Raw genomic sequence first — 16,624 nt, 5'->3', positions numbered from 1 at the left:
TGTAGCGAGAACTGATCGTCAGTAGCACTGATGATTGAGTACACTGACGGTCATGACGACTGTGCGCTTCGGCATCAAGACCACTCCCATGCACGTGCCGTACGAGGACATCCGCCGCGTCTGGCTGGAGGCCGACGCGGTGCCGGAGATAGCGGACGCCTGGCTCTGGGACCACCTGCTCCCGGTGGCCGGGCCGAAGAACGGCCAGGTGCACGAGGGATGGACGCTGCTCAGCGCGCTCGCCGCACAGACCGAGCGGCTGCGCCTGGGGCTGCTGGTGACCAGCAACCGGATCCGCCCGCCGGCCCTGCTCGGCAAGATGGCCTCCACGGTGGACGTGATCTCGGGCGGCCGGCTCGTCCTGGGCCTCGGGGTCGGCGGCACACACCAGCCACCGGGCGCCGGCGGGATCCCGGGCGAGAATCCGGCGGTCGCGGAGTACGAGGCGTACGGCCTCACGCTCGTCCCGCCCGCCGAGGGCATCGCGCGGCTCACGGAGACCGTCGAGATCCTCAAGCTGATGTGGACACAGGACGTCTTCGACTACACCGGCCGCCACTACCGCCTCAAGGGCACCCGGAACGAGCCCCGTCCGGTGCAGCGCCCCGGCCCTCCGCTGCTCGTCGGCGGCTGGGGCACCCGGCTGCTGCGGCTGGTCGCCGCGCACGCCGACATCTGGAACGTGCCCGGACCTCCGCACAACACCGTCGACTTCGTCGCCGGGCGCGCCCGGGTGCTGGACGCGCACTGCGCCGAGCTGGGGCGCGATCCGGCGGAGATCACCCGCTCGGTTCAGCTCCTGGTGTCGTACGACGACCCGGCGGCGACCCGTGAGACGGTCGCCGCGCTCGTCGGCGCCGGGATGAACCACATCGTGCTCAGCCTGCCGCGTCCGTATCCGCGGGGCGTGGCGCGCTGGCTGGCGGAGGAGATCATCACCCGGTGGCGCCCGTCCGGGACCGCCGCCACCGGGGCCGGGCTCACGGCATGAGCTGGTAGTCGGGGAAGTTTCCGGGCAGCCGCTCCCCCGCCTGGCCCTGCGTCACCGCGCGCACCAGAAGCTCGCCGCCCACGAACGCGCCGCGCCAGGAGGCGCCGAAGCCGCCGAACAGCTCGTCGCGGTCGCCGCGTGAACGGGGCTTGCCGTGACCGACCTTGAACGCGCGGATCTGCGGGGCCAGCCGGTCATAGGCGGCCCGGTCGTCCGTGGAGAGGGTGGCGACCAGGGCACCGTTGGAGGCGTTCATCGCGGCGAGCAGCTCCGCCTCCGTGTCGACCAGGACGATGGTGTCGACCGGACCGAACGGCTCCGCGTGGTGCAGCGGGGAGGAGCGGGGCGGGCCGAGGAGCGTGACCGGCTGGACGTACGCCGAGGTGTCCTGGCCGGGCAGGAAGCGGGCGTCGGACAGAGCGCCGCGATGCAGCGGGACGGCGCCGCGGTCGATGGCTTCGCTGACCTGGTCGTGCAGCTCCTTGGCCTTGGCCGCGTTGATCACCGGGCCGAAGTCCAGCTCGGGCGGGAGGTCGTCGGGGTGCCCGACGGCCAGCGGGTGGCCGACCTTGATCCTGCGCACCGCGGGGAGATAGGCCGCCAGGAACTCGTCGAAGAGCGCACGCTGGACGACGAAGCGCGGATACGCCGTGCAGCGCTGCTTGCCGTAGTCGAACAGTTTGGGGATCACGGCCGTGAGCGCGTCCCAGTCGGAGAAGTTCCAGATGCCCCAGGTGTTGAGTCCCTCCTGTTCCAGTACGTGCCGCTTGCCGAGGTCGGCGACGGCGGTGGCCACCGCGGCGCCGGTGTCGCGGCCGCCGACGAAGGAGACGCAGCCGATCTCGGGCGCGCGGACCAGCGCCTCCGACAGCTCGCCGCCGCTGCCGCTGACGAGGGTGACCGGGATGCCCTCGCGGGCGGCGAGGGCGCAGGCCAGGGTGAGGCAGGCGACACCGCCGTCGGTCGGGGTCTTGGCGATGACCGCGTTGCCCGCCAGTGCCTGCACCAGCATGGCGTGAACGAGCACGCTCATCGGGTAGTTCCAGCTCGCGATGTTGGACACCGGCCCGTCCAGCGGGGACCGGCCGTCGACCATCGGCTCGATACCGTCGACGTACCAGCGCACGCCGTCGATCGCCCGGTCGACATCGGCCTGGGCGAGCCGCCACGGCTTGCCGATCTCCCAGACGAGCAGCAGCGAGAGCAGTTCGCGATGCTCGGTCAGGGCGTCGAGGGTGGCCGCGACCCGGGCCCGGCGCTCCTCCAGGGGGACGTGCCGCCAGGCGCGGTGCTGGTCCAGCGAGGCCCGTACGGCCTGCTGCGCGGTGGCTCGGTCGAGCCGCGGCGCGCCCGCGATCGGGCTGCCGTCGACCGGGGTGGTCGCGGGCAGCGCCCGGCCGTCGGTCTGCCAGGCGGCACCGAAGAGGTTGAGGACGCGGTCGTCCCGGAAGGCCTCGGGGGCGACGGCCAGACAGCGCTGCCAGGCGTCGCTCCAGGCGGTGCCGGGCTTCAGCATGAGGGTGGGGCGGGATGTGGTGAGCGTGGGTGCCATTCGTCTGCTCCGCTCTCGGGGCGGCGATCGGGGCTGGGATCGGGGCGAGGTGTGGCCAGAGTCGTCCCCGGCACCTGAGTGCGCTTCGACGCGGACTCGGGCGGGGTCCGGCGGAGTCGTCACGTCCGGGGCGCGCGGTGTCCGGGTGCGCCCCGGTGTCCGGGCGCGCGGCGACCGGGCGCGCGGCGACCGGGCGCGTAGGTGTGGGCCCGGGGCGGTCCGGGGTGACGTCACGCCCTCGATGGGCGTGACTGCGGTGATCAACGGAGTCGGCTGCGGGGGCGTGGGCCGGCGGTCGGCGCGTGGGGGTACGACGGCGCGTAGGCATCCGCCGGAGTGCTGCGGGCACTGGCGGGCCGCGTCTCGACGGCCGCGGCGACGACCGCCCCGCTGCTGCGGCAACCGGGCCGGAACGCGGACGAGGCCAAGGCCAAGGCGTCGCGGTGGGCTGACGGTCGGACAACTCCGCCCGGTCCGCCCCTCGTCGGGGGCGGATCAGCGGATTCTGCCCTCTGGGATCAGGACTTGCCCCGGCCGTGGTACGACTGCCGGGTGCGCTCCGTGTGTTCGCGCATCAGCCGGGTGGCGAGCTGCTCGTCGCGGTCGGCGATGGCGGCGATCAGCTCCCGGTGTTCGGTCCAGGACTGGCCGCCGCGCAGGCGGGCCACCGGCGTGTAGTACCACTGCACCCGGCGGTCCACCTGAGCGGCGAGCTCGGCGAGGACCGTGTTGCCGGCCAGCTCCATGATCTTGGCGTGGAAAGCGGCGTTCAGGGCCACGGCACGGTTCACGTCGCTGGAGGCGACGGCCTTCAGCCCCTGGGCCACCAGCTCGTCGAGGGCGTCGATGCCTGCCTCGTCCGCGTTCGCGGCGGCGAGCCGGGCCGCTTCGGCCTCCAGGAGCGCACGGACCGTGAGGAGCTGGTCGGCCTCGTCCTCGGTCGGCTCGTGCACGAACGCACCCTGCGCGGGCCGCAGATCGACCCAGCCCTCGGTGTTGAGCCGCTGGAGTGCCTCTCGTACCGGCTGCCGGGAGACGCCCAGATGCCCGGCGAGTTCGCTCTCGACGAGGTGCTGGCCGGGTTGCAGCGCGCGGGTGGTGATGAGTTCGAGCAGGGCCTCGTAGACGCGGTCGCGCAGCGGGCCGGGGCGCTCGAGCTTGGGCACTGCCCCCTGCGGCAGTCCGGTCGACAACATTCGCGGTCCCCCTCCTCGGCAGGGCCGTGCACAGCGGACGGAAAGCTCACGTTCACTGGAAGCCCAGCACCGTCGATTGTCTTTCGTCTACAGTCTACGGTGCACAAGGGCCTGGCAGAGCGGGAGTTGGCGCGTCACAGCGCGGTCGGAGCGAGCGGCGCCACCGCTGACGCACCCGCGCAACCCTAGGGGCAGCGGACGACCTGACCGGCGTACGACAGGTTCCCGCCGAAGCCGAACAGCAGCACCGGGTCGCCGCCGGAGACCTCGCCCCGCTCGACGAGCTTGGACAGGGCGAGGGGAATGCTGGCGGCCGAGGTGTTGCCCGAATCGGTGACATCGCGTGCCACCACGGCGTTGACGGCGCCGATCCTCTGCGCAAGGGGTTCGATGATGCGCAGGTTGGCCTGGTGCAACACGACCGCGGCGAGGTCCTCCGGTGCGATGCCGGCCTTCTCGCAGGTACGGCGGGCGATGGGCGGCAGCTGGGTGGTCGCCCAGCGGTAGACGCTCTGCCCTTCCTGCGCGAACCGCGGTGGCGTTCCCTCGATCCGCACCGCGTGCCCCATCTCCGGCACCGACCCCCACAGCACGGGCCCGATCCCGGGCTCCTCGCCCGGCGCGCAGGCCTCGACGACGGCGGCCCCGGCCCCGTCGCCGACGAGGACGCAGGTGGTGCGGTCGTTCCAGTCGGTCACGTCGGACATCTTGTCGGCGCCGATGACGAGGGCGCGGGTCGCCGCCCCCGCGCGGACGGTGTGGTCCGCGGTGGCCAGCGCGTGGGTGAATCCCGCGCAGACGACGTTGATGTCCATCGCGGCGGGCTGCGGAACTCCGAGGCGGGCCGCGACGCGGGCGGCGGTGTTCGGGGAGCGGTCGATCGCCGTGGAGGTGGCGACCAGGACCAGATCGATGTCGCCGGGCGTGAGGCCGGCGGACGCGAGGGCCTTGGCGGCGGCGTGCGCGGCCAGTTCGTCGACCGGCTCGTCGGGGCCGGCGATGTGCCGTGTCCGGATGCCCACGCGGCTGCGGATCCATGCGTCACTGGTGTCGACCATGCCCGCCAGGTCCTCGTTGGTGAGCACCTGGGCGGGCTGGTAATGGCCGACGGCGGCGATGCGCGAGCCGTTCATCTGGGGTCCCCTTGTTGCCGGTGGGTAGCGGGATCCACCAGTCTTGTCAGTGACTCGCGGGTACGACGGCACGTGATGCCACAGGATTCGGGCGCCCTCGTTGTCGGCTTCCGTCAGGCCCTCGGACGCCCGACCATTCACCCCGTGAACAGCTGCGTCGCCTTCTGTACGAGTTCGTAGAGCCCGTACGCGAGCGGCGCCCCCACCCACAACCAGGCGACGGCGATCAGGCCGACGGGGGTCCCCTCACCCGAGCGAAGCCGGGAGTGGGGGTGGCTAGGCGGACTGCTGTCGCTGGACATCGGCGGCCTCCCTGGGGGCGGGGACGTGGTGGCGGGAGTGGACGGGCCGGACGAGTTCGTTGGCGACGAGGCCGACGACGAGCAGCCCGATCATGATGGAGAACGAGAGCCCGTACAGGGCCGAGCCGTGCTTGCCGGCCGCCTCCTGCCGGTCGGCGATCCAGTTCACGATCAGCGGCCCGAGGACGCCGGCCGTGGACCAGGCGGTGAGCAGCCGGCCGTGGATCGCGCCGACCTGGTACGTGCCGAAGAGATCCTTCAGATAGGCGGGGATCGTGGCGAAGCCGCCGCCGTAGAAGGAGAGGATCACCAGTGCGCACAGGACGAACAGCGGCTTGGAGGAGTCGCCGAACAGAGCGATGAGCAGGTACATCAGCGCGCCGGCGCCCAGGTAGAGGCGGTAGATGTTCTTGCGTCCGATCAGGTCGGAGGTCGACGACCAGCCGATGCGGCCCGCCATGTTGGCCGCCGACAGCAGCGCGACGAAACCGGCGGCCGCGGACGCCGACACCGGCGTGGAGGTGTCGGCGAAGAAGTCCGTGATCATCGGGGCGGCCTTCTCCAGGATGCCGATGCCGGCGGTCACGTTCATGCACAGGACGACCCACAGGCACCAGAACTGCGGGGTGCGCACCGCGCTGCGGGCCGACACCTGCGCACCCGCGTGGGCCCTCGGCCCGCCGGCGGCCGGTCCTTCTGCGCGCGGCACCCGCACCAGCAGCACGCCGAGCGACATGAAGACCGCATACGAAAGCCCGAGGACGAGGAACGCGAGCGCGATCCCGGAGTGGTCGGAGCCGAAGGACTCCAGCATCTGTGCCGACCAGGGCGAGGCGATCAGCGCGCCGCCGCCGAAGCCCATGATGGCGATGCCGGTGGCCATGCCGGGCCGGTCCGGGAACCACTTGATCAGGGTGGAGACCGGCGAGATGTAGCCGATGCCGAGGCCGATCCCGCCGACGAAGCCGTAGCCGAGGACGATCAGCCAGTACTGCTCCGTCTGCGCGCCGAGCGCGGAGATCAGGAAGCCGGAGGAGAAGCAGACGAGGGCGACGGTCATCGCCCAGCGCGGTCCGTTGCGTTCGACGAGCGTGCCGCCGAACGCGGCCGACAGGCCCAGCATCACGATCGCCAGCTGGAAGGGGAGCGCGCTGTCGGTGCCGTCGAGGTGGAGTGCGGATTCGAGGGGCGGCTTGAACACGCTCCAGGCGTACGCCTGACCGATGGAGAGGTGGACGGAGAGCGCGGCGGGCGGGACGAGCCAGCGGCTCCATCCCGGCGGCGCGACAGGGGGGCTGCTCATGATCCCGAACGGTAGGTCGGGGCAAGGGAGTTGAGAAGCAACCGGGTCGACCGTATGCGGTGAGCGGTATCCAGAATGCGCCGAACGGTCGACGTGCGCGACCCTCGCCGCCCCACCCTCCATATTGTAGACAGTATTTCGTCGACAGAATTCGGTCGTCCTTGGATCGCCCCTTCGGATCCCTCCCTCCGGGGGCGCTGTCCGCCCGGCCTGCGCTTACTGCGGAGCGGGCGGCAACCTCACCCTCCATGTGCAGGACAATGAGGTCGAGAGGGTCACCTCTGCATCAAGGGCCGTTTCGGCTACCAGCACGTACAGAACCGGGGCTGATCAGGACATGGGACGAGTCACGGAACGACGCAAGGTGATCCGCATCCGCGACGGGGCGGTCTCCACCCGGCCCGACACGCTCGTCGCCGAGGAGCCCCTGGAGATCAGGCTCAACGGCAAGTCCCTCGCTATCACCATGCGCACACCGGGCGACGATTTCGCACTGGCCGCGGGATTCCTGGTGAGCGAGGGTGTACTGGCGACCGCATCCGATCTGCAGAATATTGTCTACTGCGCGGGCGCGACGGTCGACGGCTCGAACACCTACAACGTGGTGGACGTGCGGACCACGCCGGGCGTCACGCTCCCCGACTTCACGCTGGAGCGGAACGTCTACACGACCTCGTCGTGCGGGCTGTGCGGCAAGGCGAGCCTGGACGCGGTCCGTACGACGGCCCGCTGGCCGATGGACGACACTCCCCCGGTACACGTCGAGCCCGCCCTGCTCGCGGCCCTCCCCGACCGGCTGCGGGCGGCCCAGCGGGTGTTCGACCGGACCGGGGGGCTGCACGGGGCGGCGCTGTTCTCCGAGGACGGGGAGCTGCTCGACGTGCGGGAGGACGTGGGCCGGCACAACGCGGTCGACAAGCTGGTCGGCCGGGCCCTGCAGAACGGGGACCTGCCCCTGTCCCGCACGATCCTGCTGGTGTCGGGCAGGGCCTCCTTCGAGCTGGCGCAGAAGGCCGTGATGGCGGGCATCCCGGTGCTGGCGGCGGTCTCCGCGCCCTCCTCCCTGGCCGTGGACCTGGCCGCCGAGACCGGCCTGACGCTGGTGGGCTTCCTGCGGGGCAGTTCCATGAACGTGTACGCGGGCGAGCACCGGCTTGCCCTGCGGGCCGCGGCCGCCCAGCCCTGACCGGCCCCCGCGACACGGCGGCGGGGCCCCGACCGGCGGGGAGCGCCCTCTGCGCCGCTGGGCCCCGCCTCAGTCCCGTTCGCGCGCGAACCGGGCGAACGCGGTGACCAGGGGTGAGCGGCGCCCCTTCTCCCAGGCCAGGAGGACCTCGTCCGGCTCGGCGTCGCGCACGGGCACGTAGGTGATGTCCGAGCGGGAGTACTGCTCGGCGACCGAGGCCGGCACGAGCGTGATGCCCGTGCCGGCCGCCACGCACTCGAACTTCTCCTCGATGGTGCGGATCGGCAGGTCGTCGGGGCGCGGATCGGAGTAGCGCAGCCACTGCTCGCCCTCCAGGTCGGCTAGGGCGAGTTCCTGCTTGCCCGCGAGGCGGTGGTCCGCGGGCAGCATCGCCATCCGGGCCTCGCCGTAGAGCGGCACGAGGATCAGCCCCTCCTCACGGACCGGCCGGCGGACGTAGGCGAGGTCGACGGTCCCGTCCAGGATCAGCCGCTCCTGGTCGTCCCACTCCACGCGGCGCGCCTTGACCTCCACGTCCGGGTGCGCGGCACCGAAGGCGCGCACGGCGCGGGTGACCACAACTCCCGCCCGGAATCCGACGACGAGGCGGTGCGGGCCGCGCGCGGCCCTGAGCACCCGGCGCCGGGTGGCGTCCGCGTTCGCCAGCAGCCGGCGCGCGTCGTCGAGGAGTTGCCGTCCGGCCGCGGTCAACGTGACCCCGTGGCTGTCGCGTTCGAAGAGGACGGCGTCCAGGTCCTTCTCCAGGGCACGGATCTGGCGGCTCAGCACGGGCTGGGCGATGTGCAGGTTCTCGGCGGCCCTGCCGAAGTGCAGTTGCTCGGCCACCGCCGTGAAGTAGCGGACCTTGCGCAGGTCGAGGTCCATGGCCGCCCCTTCTCTCGCTCCGGTGGCGATGCCTTCAGGGTATCGCCGCCGCCGGAAGAGGTCTTGGACGGCGGGGCGAGGGCGGCCGCAGGCTGGAAGCACGTCGGACGACCGGGTCCGCGCGGATGTGAAAGCGGACGTGGAAGGGGAATCGGCATGAGCCTGCTGCGGGAACAGCGGATCGTCGTGATCGGCGGTACGTCGGGCATCGGACTCGCGGTGGCGGAGGCGGCCGCGGCGGAGGGTGCGCAGGTGGTGGTGGCCTCCCGGCGGAGGCAGAGCGTGGACGCCGCGCTGGAGCGGCTGCCGCGGGGCGCCGAGGGGCACGTCCTGGACGTCACCGACGAGGAGTCGGTGCGCGCCTTCTTCGAGTGCGTCGGGGCCTTCGACCACCTGGTGTACACGGCCGGTGAGTCGCTGCTGCTGGAGAGCATCGCGGAGTCGGACCTGGCGCGGGCCCGGCGCTTCCTGGACACCCGGTTCTGGGGTGCCTACACCGCGGTGAGGCAGGGTGCGCCCGCGATCCGGAAGGGCGGATCCGTGGTGCTGACCACCGGTACCGCGGGGCGCCGGCCGATGCCCGGCACGACCGTCGCCGCGAGTCTGTGCGGCGCCATGGAGTCGCTCACCCGGGCGCTGGCCCTGGAGCTGGCTCCGCTGCGGGTCAACGTGGTCTCCCCCGGCGTGGTCCGCACCGAGTTGTGGCGGGAGCTTCCGGAGGAGGACCGCAACGGGCTGTTCGAGTCCTCGGCCGCATCGCTGCCCGTCGGGCGGGTGGGCGAGCCGGCGGATGTGGCCGAGGCGTACCTGTATCTGATGCGCGGCGGCTACAGCACCGGCTCGGTCGTTGTCGTGGACGGCGGCGGGATGCTGGTCTGAGCCGTCAGCCGCTCGTGAAGCGCACCTGCGCGGCGGGTACGACGGTTCCCAGCCGCGGAAAGTCCAACCGTACGGACGCCGCGTGTTCCGCCGCCGTGAACGCGGCCATGGCGTCCTCGACGAAGACGAGTTCGTAGCCGAGGTCGTGGGCGGCGCGGGCGGTGGACTCGACGCCGAGGTTGGTGGCGATGCCGCCGAACACCAGGGTGGTGACACCGCGTTCACGCAGCCGCGCATCGAGGTCCGTTCCCTGGAAGGCACCGATGGTCCGCTTCACGATCTCCACGTCGCCGTCCTTGCGCAGACCTGCGGCGAGTGAGCTGCCGGGGGGCTGTTCGGCGACGCCGGGCCGTTCGACACGAATCAGGACGACGTGTGCCCCGGCCGAACGGAAGGCGTCCGCCAGTTCCCCGGCGGTGACGAGGACTTCGGCGCCCTTGCGGGGCTCCAGGGGCAGCGCGACGATGCGGTCCATCAGGTCGACGAGGACGAGTGCGGTGCGTGCCGGGTCGAGTGCGAGGAGTGCGGTCATGACGGAACGTTAGCCGCCGTCAGCCGTCCGTACCGGAAATCCGGATCAACATGCCCGTGAACTGGTCGCGTTCGGCCGCCGACAGCGGGGCGAGCAGGGTGTCGTTGGCCTCGCGGGCCGCCTTCTCGCAGCGCTCCAGGAGGCGGCCGCCCTCCTCGGTGAGCGACACGGCGTTCTTGCGACGGTCCTTCGGGTCCGGCTCGCGCACGACGAGTCCCGCGCTCTGCAGGTCGTTGAGGATGCCGACCAGGTCCTTGGGGTCGAGTGCCACACCGCGGCCGAGGTCGGCCTGGGCGACGGGGGCGAGGTCGCGGACGGCGGAGAGCACCACGTGGTGCCACATCTTCATGCCCTCGGCGGCGAGGGCGTCGGCCACCAGGGCACGGCCGCGCGCGGCGGCGCGGCCGAGGATCCAGCTGGGCAGGGAGCGGATCGCGGGGAGGGGTGCTTCGGCCATGGTGACAGCCTAGCGAAAAGTCATTGGACTCCCCAATGAATACGGGATACCGTTGGAACTCCCAACGATTTTCTGGAGGTGCGATGCGTCGCGTCCGGTACGAGTCCACGGGCGGTCCCCTGTTCCTGGAGGAGGTTCCCGTTCCCGCCCCCGGCCCCGGCGAGCTCCTCGTGCGCTGCGAGGCGGTCGGCGTCACCCTCCCCGTCGTCCGCAAGGTCACCGAGGCCGCCGAGCCGGTCCCGCTGGGCGGCGAGATCGCCGGGGAAGTGGTGGCGGCCGGCGAGGGCGTGACACGCTTCCGGACCGGCGACCGTGTGACGGGGCTGTGCTTCGGGCACGGTTACGCCGACTTCGCGCCCCTGCACGAGGCCATGGCCTCCCCCGTTCCCGGCGGCGCCTCGGCCGTGGACGCGGTCGCGCTGGTCCGCAGCGGTCTGGTCGCCCTCGGGGCCCTGGAGGCCGCGCGGCCCGCACCGGGCGAGGCCGCCCTGGTCACGGCCGCGGCGAGCGGCGTCGGACACCTCGCCGTGCAACTGGCGCGGCTGCGGGGCGCGAAACGGGTGACAGGCGCCGTCTCCGGCCCGGCCAAGGCGGAGTTCGTCCGTTCCCTCGGCGCCGACGACGTCATCCTGTATGACGACGACAGTTGGGGGCATCCCGTCGACTTCATACTGGATGCAGTCGGCGGTGAACTGCTCACCCCGGCCGTCGCCGCGCTCGCCCCGGGCGGCCGGCTGGTGGCGTACAGCTCGGGCGGCGGGACGATCCAGGCGTACGACCTGCTGGTGGGCGCCAAGTCGGTCATCGGGTTCCAGATGGCGCTGATCGCCCGCGGGCAGCCGGAGCTGTACGAGCGGTGGCGGCGGGAGCTGTGGCGGCTGTTCGCCGACGGGTCCCTGAAGCCCGCCGTGCACGGGGAGTTCGCGCTGGCGGACGCGGCGCGGGCACACGAGGTCATCGAGTCGCGGAGCAACCTCGGCAAGGTGGTTCTCCGCCCCTGAAGGCACGGAGAACCCTGAAGTGGCTGCACGCTTCTTGTGAGGCGACCGGGCCCCAACTAACGTCTGTGAAGCGCACGTCGGACATGGGATGTCCAGATGTCATGACGCATGAAGGGCAGGTCGCACCATGCCGTCAAGAGTCCGCGCACGACTGAGAACCACCCTGGCCGCCGCCCTCGCGGCGGCCGCGCTGTCGGTGCTGCCGAACCCGGCGCACGCCCAACCGGCCGCCGGTAACGGCGAGTTCGAGCAGCAGATCCTCTTCAAGGCGTCCCAGGACCCCGGCTACGCCTGTTTCCGCATCCCGGCGATCGTGAAGACGGCCGACGGCACGCTCCTCGCGTTCGCCGAGGGCCGGGTCCTCAACTGCGGCGACGCGGCCGACATCGACATCGTGGTCAAGCGCTCCACCGACGGCGGCCGCACCTGGGGCCCGCTGCGGGTGGTCACCGAGGGGGCGGGCGACACCCACGGCAATCCGGCGCCGATCGTGGACCGCGAGACCGGCCGCATCCTGCTGGCCGAGACGTACAACACGGGCCGTACGGACTCCGCCGGCTGCTCCGTGCCCTGCGATCGCACCCCGCACCTGCAGTACAGCGACGACGACGGCCTGACCTGGTCCCAGCCACGCGACCTGAGCCCCGAGATCCTGCCCGCGGACTGGAACTCCTGGTACGCGACCGGCCCCGTGCACGGCCTCCAGCTCACCCGCGGCAAAGACGCCGGCCGGCTGGTCTTCGGCGTCAACACCGAGACCTGGGACGGCAGCCGGGTCACCGCGAATCACGCGGCGCTGATCGTCAGCGACGACGGCGGCGACCACTGGCGGACCGGCGCCACCGACACCTGGCCCATCGCCGACGACCGCACCTTCCGGCAGAAGCCGTCCGAACTGACCCTCACCGAGCGCGGTGACGGCTCCCTTCTGGTCAGCGGACGCGAACAGGACGGCATCGACCTCGGTCACCGCACCCAGACGGTCAGCCGCGACGGCGGCGACAGCTTCGCCGCCCCCTTCCGTGACCTCCCGGACCTCTACACTCCCCAGGTCCAGGGCTCGACGCTGCGCCTGGGCAACCGCATCCTGCTGTCCTGTCCCGGCGACCCCGACCGCCGCCGGACCATGATGATCCGCTCCTCCTACGACGGCGGACGCACCTGGGACAGCGTGGACCGCGGCACGGTCGTCACGACGGACTGGTCCGGCTACTCCGACATGGTGCGCGTCGACCACGACACCGTGGGCCTGATGTACGAGGGCGGGGCGGTCGACGCACGCGACGAGATCCGCTTCGCCCGCTTCACCGAGGACTGGCTCCAGCCCCGCCGCGGCCCCGACCCCACCACCCGCGACCTCGCCCCGCACGCCCCGCGCGCGGCCGTGCTCGGCGGCGCCGCGGAAACGGACGGCGTGTCCGGCGGCGCCCTGGAGTTCGACGGGGTCGACGACGCCGTACGCCTGCCGTACAGCGACCGGCTCCCGCTCGGCAGCAAGGACTTCACCGCGTCCCTGTGGTTCCGCTACACCGCGGCGACCGGGGAGCAGCCGCTGCTGTGGATGGGCGGCATCGGCTCCACGCAGCCGCAGGTGTGGCTGCGCGGCGAACCGGACAGCAACCGGGTGCGGGCCCTGATGACCGTACGCGAGGGCGCGTCGACCGTACGCACGGCGTCGCTGTGGACCGCCGGCGCGTACAACGACGGGCAGTGGCATCATCTGGCGCTGCGCCGGGGTGGCGGCCAACTGTCGCTGTTCGTCGACGGTATACAGTCTTCCGTCGCCGATGTGGCGGGGTCGGTGAGCCGCAACTCCCCGTTCGGCGTCCACATCGGCCAGCGCATGGACAGCCGGGCCTTCTTCACCGGGGCCGTCGACGACGTCCACGTCTGGGACCGCGCGCTGAGCGACGACGAGCTGTCCGACCCGCAGGCGCTGCGGTCGGCCAAGGACACCGTGCTGTGGCTCCCCATGGACCATGTGAGCGGCGGCCGCTGAGCGCTCCGCCGGAAGTCCGGTGCGTCATCCGCGGGTCCGTCGTGGCTGGTCGCGCCCACGCGGCGGACCCGCATATCGATACAGCCCCGCGCCCCGTCAGGGCGCCGGCGAACCGCACCGGACTTCACCGGACCCGCTTGGCGTCCCGGGCGTGCACCCACCCGGTCGGCCGGCGACGACGGCCGCCTCGGCGGGCGTCAACGGGAACGTGGACCTGTGCCGACCGCGGTTCGTGACCCTGCGTCCGGCGCGGCCGGCGCGGGCGGCGTCGTGACCTCCGGGTCGCGTGCCCGGCGCTTGGCGATGACCGCGCACACCATGAGCTGCATCTGGTGGAACAGCATCAGTGGCAGGACGGCCAGGGAGGCGTGCGCGCCGAACAGGACGCTCGCCATGGGCAGTCCGGAGGCCAGGGACTTCTTCGACCCGGCGAACTGGATGGCGATCCGGTCCCCGCGGCCGAAGCGCAGCGCCTTGGCGCCGTACCAGGTCAGGGTGAGCATCACGGCGAGCAGCGCGGCCTCGACGGCGAGCAGTCCGGCCAGCCGGGCGGGGCTCACCTGGTGCCAGATGCCCTGGACCATGCCCTCGCTGAACGCGGTGTAGACGACGAGCAGGATCGAGCCGCGGTCGACCAGCCCGAGGACCTTCTTGTGGCGGGCGGTGAAGCCGCCGATCCATGGGCGCAGCAGTTGTCCGGCGAGGAACGGCACCAGCAGCTGCAGCACGATCTTCACCAGCGAGTCGGTGGAGAAGCCGCCGCCGCTGTTGCCGAGCAGCGCCGCCGCGAGGAGCGGGGTGAGCACGATGCCGACCAGGGAGGAGAAGGAGCCGGCGCAGATGGCGGCGGGCACGTTGCCGCGGGCGATCGAGGTGAACGCGATCGACGACTGGATCGTCGACGGGACGAGGGTGAGGAAGAGCAGCCCCTGGTAGAGCGGGTGGGTCAGGAGCAGCGGCACTAGTGGGCGGGCGGCCAGGCCGAGCAGCGGGAAGACGACGAAGGTGCAGGCCAGGACGGTTATGTGGAGCCGCCAGTGCCTGAGCCCGTCCAGTGCCTCACGGGTGGACAGCCGGACGCCGTAGAGGAAGAACAGGAAGGCGATGGCGGCCGTGGACGCGCCGGACGCCACGTCGGCGGCCGTGCCGTGGGCCGGGAAGAGCGCCGCGAGGCCCACCGTCGCGAGCAGCAGCAGGATGTACGGGTCGATCGGCAGCCGACTCGGCCGGCGCAGGCGTTTCACAGTGCTCCACTTGCTGTTCGTCGGATCGCTGTTCGTCGGGGGTGTCGTATCCGGATGCCCGGATGCCCGGGTCCCGGGTGTCCGGGTGTCCGGGCCGCGGGGTCCCCTCCATGGTCCCCCCTGCGACGGCGATCGGGAATCCGGTACACCACGCTGACTGTCATCACGTTCCGCGATAACCTGGGAGCGTGTACGACCCCTCGCACCTGCGGACATTCCTGGCGGTCGCGCAGACGCTCAGCTTCACGCAGGCGGCCCGGCGGCTCGGGCTGCGCCAGTCCACGGTGAGCCAGCACGTGCGGCGCCTGGAGGACGCCACCGGGCGTCAGCTGTTCTCCCGCGACACCCACTCCGTGGAACTGACCGAGGACGGCGAGGCCATGCTCGGTTTCGCCCGGCGGATCCTGGAGGTGCACGAGCAGGCGACGGCGTTCTTCACGGGCACCCGGGTGCGCGGCCGGCTGCGTTTCGGCGCGTCCGAGGACTTCGTCCTGACCCGGCTGCCGGAGATCCTGGAGGGTTTCCGGTACGACCACCCGGAGGTCGATCTCGAACTGACGGTCGAACTGTCGGGCACGCTGCACGAGCAGCTGACCGCCGGGAAGCTGGACCTGGTGCTGGCCAAGCGCCGGCCCGAGGATCCGCGCGGTGAGCCCGTCTGGCACGACGACCTGGTGTGGATCGGCGCGCAGCGGCTCCGCCTGGATCCCGACCGTCCGGTGCCGCTGATCGTGTTTCCGCCGCCGGGCATCACCCGGGCCCTGGCCCTGGAGGCGCTGGAGCGGCAGGGCCGGCCGTGGCGCGTCGTGTGTACGAGCGGCAGCCTCAACGGGCTGATCGCGGCGGCGCGGGCGGGACTGGGGGTGATGGCGCACTCGCGGGGGCTGATCCCGCCCGGGCTGGTCCGGGTGTCCGAGCGGGCGGGGCTTCCGGAGCTGGGCAAGGTCGACTTCGTGCTGGTCCACGGGCAGCGCCGGGCGTCCACGCAGGGGGCGGCGGACGCGCTGGCGGCGGCGATTCTGGGCGGGGGGAACCGGCTCGTGTCTACAGGGCGGCCGCCCAGAGTTCGTCGAAGCGCCTGACCCGCTCGCGGACCCGCTCGGGCTGGAAGTTCAGGGTCGTGGTGGCATTGACGCCGGCCAGGTCGAACACCACCTCGTACGACAGCTCGCCGTCGAAGACGACGAAGTCGTTCGTCGCGCCGATCCGCATGGACGGCGGCACGTCGGACAGGGCCAGTACGCGCACCTCGATGCCCAGAGCCCGCTGATCCTCGAACTGACGTTCTAGCGCCGTATCGACGTCGGCGGGCTGGGCAACCATGAACAGGCGCCGGACGCGCACCGCGCGCGTCTGGATGGCCTCCCGCTGTGCGTACAGGTAGCGCAGTCCGGTCTCGCTGTCCCAGAAGTGGTGGTCCATCGACGCGCTGATGCCGTCGATGCTCATGCGGGCGCACTGCGTGAGCGTCACGATCCACTCGTGGTCCTCGGCGTCGCGGTCGACGACGTGGCGGCTCATGCTCTCCAGGAGCGAGGTCAGCTTCCGCACTTCCGCCTGCGCGAACGCGCGGACGAGCACCGGCACTTCGGAGTCCACGTTGGTCGCGCTGTTCACCAGCCGGACGACCCCGTCGGCACGGAGTGCGGACATCTCGACCTGATCGAAGAGCTCGGTGGCCCGGCTGATCCTGGCGAAACTCTCGCCGACCAGATCCGCGGTCTCCTGCCGATTCCTGTTCAGTTCACCGCTCAGGCCGTCCACCCGCTGCGCAAAATCGATCATGAACTGAATGATCAGAGCGGCTCCTCCCACGAGGACGGCGAGGTTGATCCGCCATGCCACGGGCTGATCCGAGACGCCGGCGACGAGGTAGACGGCACCGCCGACGATCACGGTGACCAGTCCTCTCGTCATCAGCACCAGCCTGCTACTGCCCATCCCGCCTCCCTGGTTCCCCTGGC

General features: G+C 71.8%; 16 protein-coding genes and 1 pseudogene. 7 read left to right on the top strand and 10 right to left on the bottom strand.

The genetic code is table 11. The features are described from left to right. The first annotated feature begins 52 nt into the window (after positions 1-52). On the top strand, positions 53-991 hold the full coding sequence (locus ACIPSA_RS13310; RefSeq protein WP_402632995.1) for an LLM class flavin-dependent oxidoreductase: 939 nt from the start codon (positions 53-55) through the stop codon (positions 989-991). Here the strand turns inward: ACIPSA_RS13310 and ACIPSA_RS13305 are convergent. The 5 genes from ACIPSA_RS13305 to ACIPSA_RS13285 form a co-directional block, all read right to left on the bottom strand. Beyond that, positions 981-2,543, bottom strand: coding sequence for an aldehyde dehydrogenase family protein (locus ACIPSA_RS13305; protein ID WP_402632993.1), 1,563 nt, complete (start codon positions 2,541-2,543; stop codon positions 981-983). The genes ACIPSA_RS13310 and ACIPSA_RS13305 overlap by 11 nt on opposite strands. A gap of 518 nt (positions 2,544-3,061) precedes the next feature. After that, the gene (locus ACIPSA_RS13300; RefSeq protein WP_402632990.1) at positions 3,062-3,739 is read right to left on the bottom strand and encodes a GntR family transcriptional regulator; all 678 of its coding nucleotides are present in this window, start codon (positions 3,737-3,739) and stop codon (positions 3,062-3,064) included. 185 nt (positions 3,740-3,924) lie between these two features. After that, positions 3,925-4,872, bottom strand: coding sequence for a beta-ketoacyl-ACP synthase III (locus ACIPSA_RS13295; RefSeq protein ID WP_402632988.1), 948 nt, complete (start codon positions 4,870-4,872; stop codon positions 3,925-3,927). A gap of 137 nt (positions 4,873-5,009) precedes the next feature. After that, the gene (locus ACIPSA_RS13290) at positions 5,010-5,174 is read right to left on the bottom strand and encodes a hypothetical protein (protein WP_402632985.1); all 165 of its coding nucleotides are present in this window, start codon (positions 5,172-5,174) and stop codon (positions 5,010-5,012) included. Next, positions 5,149-6,477 (bottom strand): OFA family MFS transporter, encoded by a 1,329-nt coding sequence (locus ACIPSA_RS13285; RefSeq protein WP_402632983.1) that lies wholly within the window; start codon positions 6,475-6,477, stop codon positions 5,149-5,151. The genes ACIPSA_RS13290 and ACIPSA_RS13285 overlap by 26 nt, the downstream gene beginning before the upstream one ends. 211 nt (positions 6,478-6,688) lie before the next feature. Here ACIPSA_RS13285 and ACIPSA_RS13280 point away from each other — a divergent pair. Next, positions 6,689-6,807 (top strand): annotated as a pseudogene (locus ACIPSA_RS13280) (Fe-S-binding domain-containing protein); the annotation flags it as partial. Between the two features lie 7 nt (positions 6,808-6,814). Beyond that, positions 6,815-7,663 carry a formate dehydrogenase accessory sulfurtransferase FdhD gene (gene fdhD, locus ACIPSA_RS13275; RefSeq protein ID WP_402632980.1) on the top strand — a complete coding sequence of 283 codons (849 nt, stop codon included), beginning with the start codon at positions 6,815-6,817 and terminating at the stop codon, positions 7,661-7,663. Positions 7,664-7,732: 69 nt separating this feature from the next. On the opposite strand, the gene ACIPSA_RS13270 is transcribed toward fdhD, so the two are convergent. Next, entirely contained in the window at positions 7,733-8,548 is an 816-nt protein-coding gene (locus ACIPSA_RS13270; protein ID WP_402632978.1) for a LysR family transcriptional regulator, read from the bottom strand. Between the two features lie 156 nt (positions 8,549-8,704). Here ACIPSA_RS13270 and ACIPSA_RS13265 point away from each other — a divergent pair, with 156 nt between their 5' ends. After that, positions 8,705-9,427, top strand: a complete 723-nt coding sequence (locus tag ACIPSA_RS13265; RefSeq protein WP_402632976.1) for an SDR family oxidoreductase — start codon at positions 8,705-8,707, stop codon at positions 9,425-9,427. 4 nt (positions 9,428-9,431) lie between these two features. On the opposite strand, the gene ACIPSA_RS13260 is transcribed toward ACIPSA_RS13265, so the two are convergent. Together ACIPSA_RS13260 and ACIPSA_RS13255 are read right to left on the bottom strand one after the other, a co-directional pair. Beyond that, positions 9,432-9,959 (bottom strand): isochorismatase family protein, encoded by a 528-nt coding sequence (locus tag ACIPSA_RS13260; protein WP_402632973.1) that lies wholly within the window; start codon positions 9,957-9,959, stop codon positions 9,432-9,434. A gap of 19 nt (positions 9,960-9,978) precedes the next feature. Beyond that, positions 9,979-10,416, bottom strand: a complete 438-nt coding sequence (locus tag ACIPSA_RS13255; RefSeq protein ID WP_402632970.1) for a MarR family winged helix-turn-helix transcriptional regulator — start codon at positions 10,414-10,416, stop codon at positions 9,979-9,981. Between the two features lie 83 nt (positions 10,417-10,499). On the opposite strand from ACIPSA_RS13255, the gene ACIPSA_RS13250 reads away from it, so the two are divergent. Both ACIPSA_RS13250 and ACIPSA_RS13245 read left to right on the top strand, forming a co-directional pair. Then, positions 10,500-11,417, top strand: coding sequence for a zinc-binding alcohol dehydrogenase family protein (locus ACIPSA_RS13250; protein WP_402632968.1), 918 nt, complete (start codon positions 10,500-10,502; stop codon positions 11,415-11,417). Between the two features lie 127 nt (positions 11,418-11,544). Next, positions 11,545-13,416 carry an exo-alpha-sialidase gene (locus tag ACIPSA_RS13245; protein WP_402632966.1) on the top strand — a complete coding sequence of 624 codons (1,872 nt, stop codon included), beginning with the start codon at positions 11,545-11,547 and terminating at the stop codon, positions 13,414-13,416. A 197-nt stretch (positions 13,417-13,613) separates the two neighbouring features. On the opposite strand, the gene ACIPSA_RS13240 is transcribed toward ACIPSA_RS13245, so the two are convergent. Continuing rightward, the gene (locus ACIPSA_RS13240; protein WP_402633769.1) at positions 13,614-14,633 is read right to left on the bottom strand and encodes a bile acid:sodium symporter family protein; all 1,020 of its coding nucleotides are present in this window, start codon (positions 14,631-14,633) and stop codon (positions 13,614-13,616) included. A gap of 215 nt (positions 14,634-14,848) precedes the next feature. On the opposite strand from ACIPSA_RS13240, the gene ACIPSA_RS13235 reads away from it, so the two are divergent. After that, positions 14,849-15,742, top strand: a complete 894-nt coding sequence (locus ACIPSA_RS13235) for a LysR substrate-binding domain-containing protein (RefSeq protein WP_402632963.1) — start codon at positions 14,849-14,851, stop codon at positions 15,740-15,742. Here ACIPSA_RS13235 and ACIPSA_RS13230 read toward each other — a convergent pair. Then, complete coding sequence (locus ACIPSA_RS13230) at positions 15,705-16,601, bottom strand: DUF6879 family protein (RefSeq protein WP_402632961.1); 897 nt, start codon at positions 16,599-16,601, stop codon at positions 15,705-15,707. The genes ACIPSA_RS13235 and ACIPSA_RS13230 overlap by 38 nt on opposite strands. Positions 16,602-16,624: the final 23 nt, after the last annotated feature.

The sequence above is a fragment of the Streptomyces sp. NPDC086549 genome, from assembly GCF_044746205.1.
Taxonomy (GTDB): Bacteria; Actinomycetota; Actinomycetes; order Streptomycetales; family Streptomycetaceae; genus Streptomyces.
Note: the sequence above shows the minus strand (reverse complement) of the source record. Positions and strands in the feature narration are given on the sequence as shown.